Source organism: Pseudomonas sp. SIMBA_068, assembly GCF_046534705.1.
GTDB lineage: Bacteria > Pseudomonadota > Gammaproteobacteria > Pseudomonadales > Pseudomonadaceae > Aquipseudomonas > Aquipseudomonas putida.
The window spans coordinates 1-261 of the sequence record NZ_JAWRYI010000829.1; the positions used below are offsets into that span (position 1 = coordinate 1).

The following is a 261-nucleotide window of genomic DNA, read 5'->3' on the forward strand; positions in this document are numbered from 1 at the left end:
GAGCGACCGCAATCCGCTATTCCTGCAGGGGACGTGGCAGCAGGGCATCACTAACCTGCTGACCGGATACGGCGGCCTGACCGTCGCGCCGGGCTATCTGTCGGTGATGCTCGGTAGCGCGTTCAATACGCGGTTCGGCGCGATCGGGATGGACGTCACGCAGGCCAGCACCTCGGTGCCGGGTGTCAGGCGCTTCAACGGCACGAGTGCACGCGTCAGTTATTCGAAGTCGATCACGCAGACGCAGACCGACGTGACGAT

The 261-nt window shown here is 64.0% G+C and carries 1 protein-coding gene; it reads left to right on the forward strand.

Going from position 1 to position 261, the window contains the following annotated elements; genetic code table 11:
- Positions 1-261 (forward strand): fimbria/pilus outer membrane usher protein (locus SB756_RS31645; protein WP_410913444.1); only part of this gene is annotated, 261 nt, incomplete at both ends.